1 protein-coding gene is annotated in these 333 nt (G+C 43.8%); it reads left to right on the forward strand.

Translation table 11 applies throughout. The features are described from left to right. The coding region (locus JFC07_RS13125; RefSeq protein WP_198329240.1) for an IS982 family transposase at nucleotides 1-333 on the forward strand (333 nt) is incomplete at both ends.

A 333-nucleotide genomic window follows, 5' to 3' on the forward strand; every position in this document is an offset into this window, starting at 1 on the left:
TTACTACCATCACATGCTTGGCATGATGAAGCGGGAGTTTCCAAACTTGCCCAGTTATTCACGGTTTATAGAGCTGATACCACGCAGTATCATGCCATTATGTGCCTACTTGCAAAGCATGATGGGCGACTGTACAGGTATCAGCTATATTGATTCAACCAAGATAGCAGTTTGTCATAACAAGCGTATCTACCGTCATAAAGTCTTTGAAAGAATGGCAACCCGAGGCAAAAGCAGCATGGGCTGGTTTTACGGCTTTAAGCTGCACGCCATTATCAATCATAAGGGCGAGCTTTTATCTGTTAAAGTCACTGCGGGTAATATCGATGACAG

It is taken from the genome of Psychrobacter faecalis (assembly GCF_016107575.1).
Taxonomy (GTDB): domain Bacteria; phylum Pseudomonadota; class Gammaproteobacteria; order Pseudomonadales; family Moraxellaceae; genus Psychrobacter; species Psychrobacter faecalis.